The sequence below is a fragment of the Pseudarthrobacter naphthalenicus genome (genome assembly GCF_029076445.1).
In the GTDB taxonomy this organism is placed as follows: Bacteria; Actinomycetota; Actinomycetes; order Actinomycetales; family Micrococcaceae; genus Arthrobacter; species Arthrobacter naphthalenicus.
On the sequence record NZ_JARESG010000047.1, the window covers coordinates 1 to 7833 of the forward strand.

A 7833-nucleotide genomic window follows, 5' to 3' on the forward strand; every position below is an offset into this window, starting at 1 on the left:
AAGCTGGAGATCATCGTTCGACTTGCATGTGTTAAGCACGCCGCCAGCGTTCATCCTGAGCCAGGATCAAACTCTCCGTTGAAGTAAAACAAAAACAGAAAACAACCAACACCCCCGGAAATAACGGGAAAAGAAGGCTGCAAAAATTTGAAACCAGCTGTAAAAACCAGACCCCATCCACGGGGTGGACAGGCCTGGCCAATTCAACCAATTCAATACAAAAAATTGGTATCAACAAACTTGGCACACTATTGAGTTCTCAAACAACAGACACACCCGGCACCACCACCAGCACTAAACAGCCGTGGATCGCTCCGGAGCAACTTTTCAAACTTACCCGATCTCAACCCCCGACGCAAATCCAGTTTCCAGGACCCGCACCGGCAGAAAACACCGTCCCCCGCCACAATTCGGCGCTCTAAAGAGCAACCAGAAAATGGTCTTGAAATTTGGGGGTTTGGCCGCCCGCGGTAACCAGCTCTTCGCTGTTCCCCTCGCGGCGACTTAGAAAACAATACACCCAGTGACGCCTTGCCGCAAATCCATCCACCAACAGGCCCAAAACTGGGGAACGCCATCGGATCTGATGCCGGGTGCGGCAACAGTCGAAGCCACGCCGATTGAATGCCGCCTATAGGCTGGACGGGACGCTGGCCCCGCCCGGCCAGCCGTCGCCCTGATCGGGCGGCCCGGGATCGGACGGAAGGCCTTCATCACCATGAACGAACCTGACTGGGTCCAGCACGCCATCTGGTGGCAGGTCTATCCTCTCGGCTTCGTTGGCGCCGAAAAGACCGCGACCCTCGATCCCGCCGCTGACCATCGGTTGCTGGATCTTGTCCCGTGGCTCGACTACGCCGTGGGTCTTGGAGCATCGGGCATTGCCCTCGGCCCTATTTTTGAGTCGGAGACGCACGGATATGACACCACGGATTACTTCCGGATCGATTCCCGGCTCGGATCCCTCGAGGACTTTGACACCCTGGTGACGGAGGCACACCGTCGCGGCCTGCGCATATTGCTCGACGGTGTCTTCAACCACACAGGACGCTCCTTCGCGCCGTTCCAGGATGTCCTCAAGAGCGGGCCGCAGGCGGACGCCGCCTCCTGGTTCTCACTGGAATGGCCCGACGACGGTGGTCCCGGCGTCGAACCCGCATACCAAGACTTCGAGGGCCACCACCACCTCGTGGCACTCAATCACGAGGAGCCGGCCGTTGCCGATTTCGTCGTCGAGGTCATGGAGTACTGGCTCGGCCGTGGTGCGGACGGCTGGCGACTCGACGCCGCCTATGCCGTCCCGTCGTCATTCTGGTCCAAAGTCACGGCTCGCGTCCGGTCATCCCACCCAAACGCATACTTTGTTGGCGAATACATCCACGGCGACTATGCCGAGGAGGTCCGAGCCGGCGGACTCGATTCGGCCACGCAATATGAGCTCTGGAAAGCTGTCTGGAGTTCCCTCAACGATGCGAATTTCTTCGAGCTGGCAGCCGCGTTCGAACGGCACAACGCACTCCTGAGCTCCTACGCGCCGCTCACCTTCATCGGCAACCACGACGTCACCCGCATCGCGAGCAAGCTCAGCGATGCCGCACTCGTGCCGCACGCCGTCGTCGTGCTTCTCACGGTCGGGGGGACGCCATCGATTTACTATGGCGACGAACAGGGCTATCGCGGAGTCAAGGAGGACAGGGCGGGAGGCGACGACGACGTGAGGCCGCTGTTCCCGCCCTCCCCCGACCATCTCTCCCCCTTGGGCGGACCCATTTTTGCCGTGCACCAGGAACTCATTGGGGTGCGGAGACGGAACTCCTGGCTGCACCGTGCCACCTCAGAGGCCCTGCAGCTCTCCAACGAGGTGTTTGTGTACCGCCTTGCGGTCGGCGCCGATGCGCTCGTCGTCGCGTTGAACCTCTCGCACGACACGCGGCGGCTCAGTGCGGCGGGCGCCACCGCCGTCGTCGCCGGAGCTGCAACGCTCGACGTCGACGCGGACGCGGTCTTGGTGCCGCCGCGCGGATGGGCCGTCTTGGGCTAACGCACCTGCGCTTCTCGCGTCGTTGGCCTTGAGGTGTGGGGGGCATCACCATAAAGTGGGTCGAACCGCAACCACGTCAGGAGATGACATGTCCCTCGTCCGCGTGCACAACTTTTCGGTCTCCCTCGACGGCTTCGGCACCGGAGAGGGCCAGGAACTCAATGCTCCTTTCGGCCACGCAGGCTCTCGGCTCATGGAATGGGCTTTTGAGACGCGCACCTTCCGCGCGATGGGCTTCCACGGGGAATCGGAGGGATCCTTCGGCGTCGATGAGTCGTTCGCAAGCCAGTGGGGCCCCGGGATCGGCGTCGAGATCATGGGGCGCAACAAGTTCGGCCCTCAGCGCGGTCCTTGGGAGGACGAGGACTGGAAGGGATGGTGGGGCGATAACCCTGTGTTCCATACCCCGGTCGTTGTCCTCACACACCACCCCCGGCCTGTATTGGAGATGGAAGGCGGGACAACGTTCCATTTTGTTGACGCCGATCCTGTTTCCGCGCTCAAGCAGGCGCGCGCCCTGGCCGGCGACCTCGACGTCCGGATCGGAGGCGGCGTCGGCACGGTTCGTCAGTTCCTCGAGGCCGATCTGATCGATCACATGCATGTCGTCCTCGTGCCGATCCTCCTGGGCCGGGGCGAACGACTCTGGGACGGACTCGAAGGGCTCGAACAGCGCTTTGAGATCGAAGCGACCCCCTCGCCGTCGGGAGTGCTTCATCTGATCTTCACCCGCCGCACGGCCCGGTAGGCGCATCAGGGTGCGATCCCCCGTGGAAACACCGAGGCGCGGCGAACTGCGTCGGCTCGGCCTCAGTTTTTCTTGAGTTCCTCGGCAAGCATCACGATGATGCCGCTTGGACCGCGGACGTAGGTGAGCTTGTAGATGTCCTTGTAGGTCGCCACGCCCCGTAACGGGCGGCAGCCGTGCCTCGCGGCTATCTCCAATGCTTTGTCAATGTCATCCACTGAGAACGCGACGCGGTGCATCCCGATCTCATTGGGACGAGTGGGCTCCGACTCGATCGCTTCGGGGTGGATGTATTCGAAGAGCTCAAGACGGCCGTGACCGTCTGGTGTTTGGAGCATCGCGATGTTGGCGTGGTTGCCGTCAAGGCCGACGGCCGTGTCGGTCCACTCGCCACTGACCGTGTCCCGGCCCACGACCGTGAGTCCGAGGTCGGTGAAGAAGGAGATTGTTGCTTCGAGGTCGCGAACGGCGATGCCGACGTTCTCAAGTTTTATGGCCATGCGATGCACGTTACCGAGCCGGGGCGGGTAGCTCCAGTACCGTTTCCACGGCGAACGCGAAAGCTCGGTTGGTGCCCCGGGCTGGTGCGGTGCTCAGGGCGTCTGGGAGGCCGCGGCGGAAGGCTCCAAGTCCGCGAGGGTGAGTGGGTGCGCGGGGCTTTCCGGGAACGGGAAGATGGTTGCGACCGTGAGATCGGGGCCGACGTGCACCAGCCCGCCGGAGGCTAGCAGGCGCCAGTCCGGGTTGTGATCCATCGGCTCGGTGGCGATGAGGACGTGCCTGGAACGGGCGAGATCTTTGCTTCGGGCGTTGATACGTGCGCTGCGGGCCGCCAGAGGAGCCGCCGGCCCGGGAGAGGCGTCGGGGTCGTGCTGCAGGATGTGCAACTCGTGGGTGGCCGGGTATCTGAGCGCCCAAAGGTCGGTCGCCGTCGTCACAACGATGTTCAGGCTAAAGACGGGCAGTTCCCGGGCGATCCACGTGACAGCCCGGGTGATGCCCAGGCCGACATCGCCGCCGGCGTGGCGGCTCTCGGCGGTGATCAGGGCGAAGAGGCGTTCGCTGTCGGTCTGGCCGTGCACGAGGTTAGTGACCCCGAATGCGGCCAGGTGCTGATCGAGCATGTCGAGGCCGCCGAAGGCGCCGTTGTGGGCGAACAGCCGCCCGTCCTGTTCAAACGGGTGCGTATTGACCAATGTGTGTGCGCCGGTGCTGGCGTACCGCACGTGCGCCAGGAACGTGGTGCTTTTCAGATCCCGCGCCTCGCGCGCGAAGGCGTGGTCCTCCCAGGCGGCCAGAGGCTGCTTGGCCACGTGAGCCCTGCCATCATCGTCGAAGGTGCCGATGCCGGCTCCGTCGGGCTCGCGCCGGCTCTGGGTCGCGAGGCTGTCCGGGGCGTCGAGGAGCCAGAACGTGGCCCGGACGGGCCGGCGGCCTGCGTGCAGTCCGAACAATCGGCACATGGCGCTCCTTCTTCGGCGTGCTGTTTAGTGGTGGAAGGCCTGTGTTTGCCCATCGGGTGGCATCGGCGCTGTCAGCCCGTCGAGGTAGGCGACTGCCTTCTTGAGGTCGATCAGGAAGCTGGACGCGAGGTCGCGGGTGAAGCCGTTGCGGACCACGATCCTTTGTACCGTGACTTCTTCCAGCCCTTCCGGCATGGGATAGGCCGGGACGAGCCACCCGTTCATCCGGAGGCGCTCGGAGAGGTGGTGAAGGTTCCAATTTCCCGTGTGGCCCTCAGTGAGCTGCCAGGCGAATACCGGGATGTCCGACCCGTCGCTCCACAGGGTGAAGGCCTCCATCGCCCCAATTTCAGCGGACAGATAGAGCGCCACGTCCCGGGATGTGGCCTGGACCGACTCGTATCCAGCAAATCCGAGCCGGAGGAAGAGGTAATACTGCAGCAGCACCTGGGCGCCGGGCCGTGAGAAGTTCAACGCGAAGGTCGGCATGTCCCCGCCGAGGTAGCTGACGTGGAAGATCAGATCATCGGGGAGCGCCGCTTCGTCCCGCCAGATGATCCAGCCGAGGCCTGGATACACCAGACCGTACTTGTGGCCTGAGGTGTTGATTGAGGCAACCCGTGGTAGGCGGAAGTCCCACACAGTGTCCGGCTGCAGGAAGGGGGCGACCATGGCCCCGGAGGCCCCGTCGACATGGATCGGAATATCCAGGCCGCGGCGTGTCTGGATTTCGTCCAGGGCTGCGGAGATTTTGTCGACGGGTTCGTAGGCGCCGGTGTAAGTCACGCCCATGATGGCGATCACGCCGATGGTGTTCTCGTCCACGTACCGGTCCAGGTCATGTCCGTCCAGCATCTGATGTTCCTTGGACACGGGAACAAAGCGGGCTTCGACATCCCAGTAGTTACAGAATTTCTCCCAGCACACTTGGACGGCGGAGCTGAGGACAAGGTTTGGTTTGTCCGTTGGCATGCCGGCTGCGCGCCGGGCGTGCTGCCACCGGCGCTTCAAGGCCAGCCCGCCGAGCATGCACGCCTCGGACGAGCCGATCGTGGAGGTGCCGACGGCCTTGGCCGGGTCGGGCGCGTTCCACAGGTCCGCGAGCATGCGCCAGCATCGGGTCTCAATCAGCGCCGTCTGAGGGTATTCGTCCTTGTCGATCATGTTCTTGTCGAAAGTCTCGGCATAGAGTTGCGACGCTTCCGGTTCCATCCAGGTTCCGACGAACGTCGCCAAATTCAGCCGGGAGTTTCCGTCCAGCATCGCCTCGTCGTGGACCACCTGATAGGCAGTCGAGGGCATGGACTCCCCCGCCGGGATTGTGAAGCGCGGGAAGATGGTGGATTCCCCCGGCCTGCTAAACAAAGGATTCAGCTCCACAACCGTGTCGGGCTCATGAGCCGACGTCCGTTTTGACCTGCCCATGGTTCGCTCCTTGGAATCGGGGGACTGCTGCGGCCACAGCACCGCCAGTTGTGCTTCACGCTACCCGGGGTGCCCCCGGCCCCCAAGCTTCGTCCGCGGCAATTGGCCGCTCGGCTGCATCGTGGACCGGGGGCTATGGCGTCCCGGACTATGGGCAGTTACCGTGGCTCCATGAAGGACAGGAGACTGCCGATTATAGGCGGGACGCCAGAGTTCCATGATGCCCTCCACCACCGAGACGGAAGGCTGGCGCCGTGCGGCCATTGATCTACGGCATGAACCTGACCAGGGACGGCTACATAGCCGCGGCCGGCGACGACATCGGCTGGAGCGCCCCGAGCGACGAGTTGTTCCAGTGGTGGCTCGACCGGGAGCGGGCCAGCAGCCTTTCGCTGTACGGCCGCAAGCTCTGGGAAACGATGAGCTCCCACTGGCCGACCGGTGACCAGATGCCCAACGCCACACCCGCTGAGATCGAGTTCGCGCGGAACTGGCGGGACACGCCCAAGGTGGTGTTCTCGTCGACGATCGACAAGGTCGACTGGAACACCCGCCTGGTCACCGGCGACGCGATCGCCGAAATCGGCCGGCTCAAGGCCGGGGACGGCGGCCCGATGAGCATCGGTGGCGCAACGCTCGCCGGTGCAGCCATGCGGGCCGGCCTGATCGATGAATACGCGCTGGTCACCCATCCAGTCCTGGTGGGCGGCGGCACTCCGTTCTTCACCTCGCTGGAAGGTTGGGTGAACCTGAACCTTGTTGAGACTCGGACGTTTCCCGGCGGCGTGGTCCTAAACAGGTACAAGACAAGGCGCTGAGCGCGACTCCTCCGCTCGGTACGGGAAGTACCCCAGCAGTGGCCGAACCCTCAACGGGACATTTGGGACCCGAAAGTCCACGTCCGTATACAGGCGGACTCATGTGGTTCATAGTCGGGGTATGCGAGTGGCTGGAATTGTCCCTGCAGACGCTCCCGACCCCCGTGCTGAATGGGCCGAGCGCCTGAAACTCATGCCCATTCCAGTGATGGAGCTTACGCCCCAACCTTCATTGGAGGACACCGACAGCGTTGGTGTGACCTATGGCCAAGATGATCGTGGGTACAACGAGATGACGGCGAGCATCACCTATACGCTCTGGCGAAACCCGGATGACCGCTCAGACCCGGTAAACCTCGCAGACCTCGACGAGAAGACACGCAGATCGATCGAGGAAGTTCCGCCATGGCCGCGGCCCCCCTGGCTGATCGAGTACGTGGAGCGCCTGCGTTACCCGCAACTTGAGGAGGCCGTGCGAACCACCTGGCACCGCGTCCCATCCGAGCGCTCTTCGGTTCGAAGCCTGTTGGTTGACCATGTCAACCACATACTCATGAACCAATATCGGGAAGAGCTGTGGCCTGGCAGTAACCCGTGGGACCAGCACGCTCCCACAGTTACCGGCAGGATGGTCAACATTCGGGCCAAGACCGTGATCAACGGAGTCGACATGCCCGCTGCAGAAGTCGACACGGACCCGTTCGTCTACGGTATTGGAGCCCATCTGCCAGGAGGCGGGGTGGTGACCGCTGTGCTTCCACGCACTGAGCTCAAGTACATCCAAGTCCAATTCACGACCCGGAGCTAGGCTCCATCCAACACTGCAACGGTAGATACCACGTCGCCCCTAGGGGCAACCAGGAACGCTCACTTCCAGTGTGCAAGGCAGACGTAGTGCAAAAGGCGCCAGACCGGCCGGCGATTCACGGTTCTCCCATATCCTGTACGCGGCCGCCTTTGAAACGCTCTCGCAGTTGATGTGGGTTTTCGGCGGACGGTATTGCAGTTGATGTGGGTATTCCGTGGACGCTCTCGCGGTTGATGCTCCGCTGGACGGCGGAGGTTGGCGGGGGTGTTTTGCCGTGGCCGGGGGTGCGGGAGGGTTTGGGGATTTCCCGCATTAAGTGAGAGAGCGTTTGTGTGGGTGTGGTGCACGACGGCGGTGCCGGGCTGCGGGTGCGGCGGGTGCCGGGCTGCCTGGATGCAAGGGTGGGTGGTTAAATGTGGGAGACCCCCCGACACGTGTGTGTCGGGGGGTCTCAACCATTTTTAATGGTGTTCCGGCGGTGACCTACTCTCCCACACCCTCCCGGGTGCAGTACCATCGGCGCTGTGGGT

7 protein-coding genes and 1 rRNA gene are annotated in these 7833 nt (G+C 63.1%); 4 read left to right on the forward strand and 4 right to left on the reverse strand.

Going from position 1 to position 7833, the window contains the following annotated elements:
* Window positions 1-82 (reverse strand): 16S ribosomal RNA (locus PY310_RS20885); the annotation flags it as partial.
* A gap of 636 nt (window positions 83-718) precedes the next feature.
* Here PY310_RS20885 and PY310_RS20890 point away from each other — a divergent pair.
* Window positions 719-2041, forward strand: coding sequence for an alpha-amylase family protein (locus tag PY310_RS20890; protein ID WP_275216541.1), 1323 nt, complete (start codon window positions 719-721; stop codon window positions 2039-2041).
* A gap of 88 nt (window positions 2042-2129) precedes the next feature.
* Complete coding sequence (locus PY310_RS20895; protein WP_275216542.1) at window positions 2130-2789, forward strand: dihydrofolate reductase family protein; 660 nt, start codon at window positions 2130-2132, stop codon at window positions 2787-2789.
* A gap of 62 nt (window positions 2790-2851) precedes the next feature.
* Here the strand turns inward: PY310_RS20895 and PY310_RS20900 are convergent, their stop codons facing one another.
* From PY310_RS20900 to PY310_RS20910, 3 genes are all read right to left on the reverse strand, one after another.
* Window positions 2852-3289 (reverse strand): VOC family protein, encoded by a 438-nt coding sequence (locus PY310_RS20900; protein WP_275216543.1) that lies wholly within the window; start codon window positions 3287-3289, stop codon window positions 2852-2854.
* Window positions 3290-3382: 93 nt separating this feature from the next.
* Window positions 3383-4252 (reverse strand): class II glutamine amidotransferase, encoded by an 870-nt coding sequence (locus PY310_RS20905; protein ID WP_275216545.1) that lies wholly within the window; start codon window positions 4250-4252, stop codon window positions 3383-3385.
* A gap of 24 nt (window positions 4253-4276) precedes the next feature.
* The gene (locus PY310_RS20910) at window positions 4277-5677 is read right to left on the reverse strand and encodes a glutamate decarboxylase (protein WP_275216547.1); all 1401 of its coding nucleotides are present in this window, start codon (window positions 5675-5677) and stop codon (window positions 4277-4279) included.
* A 254-nt stretch (window positions 5678-5931) separates the two neighbouring features.
* On the opposite strand from PY310_RS20910, the gene PY310_RS20915 reads away from it, so the two are divergent.
* Entirely contained in the window at window positions 5932-6495 is a 564-nt protein-coding gene (locus PY310_RS20915) for a dihydrofolate reductase family protein (RefSeq protein ID WP_275216549.1), read from the forward strand.
* Between the two features lie 256 nt (window positions 6496-6751).
* A complete protein-coding gene (locus PY310_RS20920) occupies window positions 6752-7303 on the forward strand; it encodes a hypothetical protein (RefSeq protein WP_275216550.1) in 552 nt (183 codons plus the stop codon).
* Window positions 7304-7833: the final 530 nt, after the last annotated feature.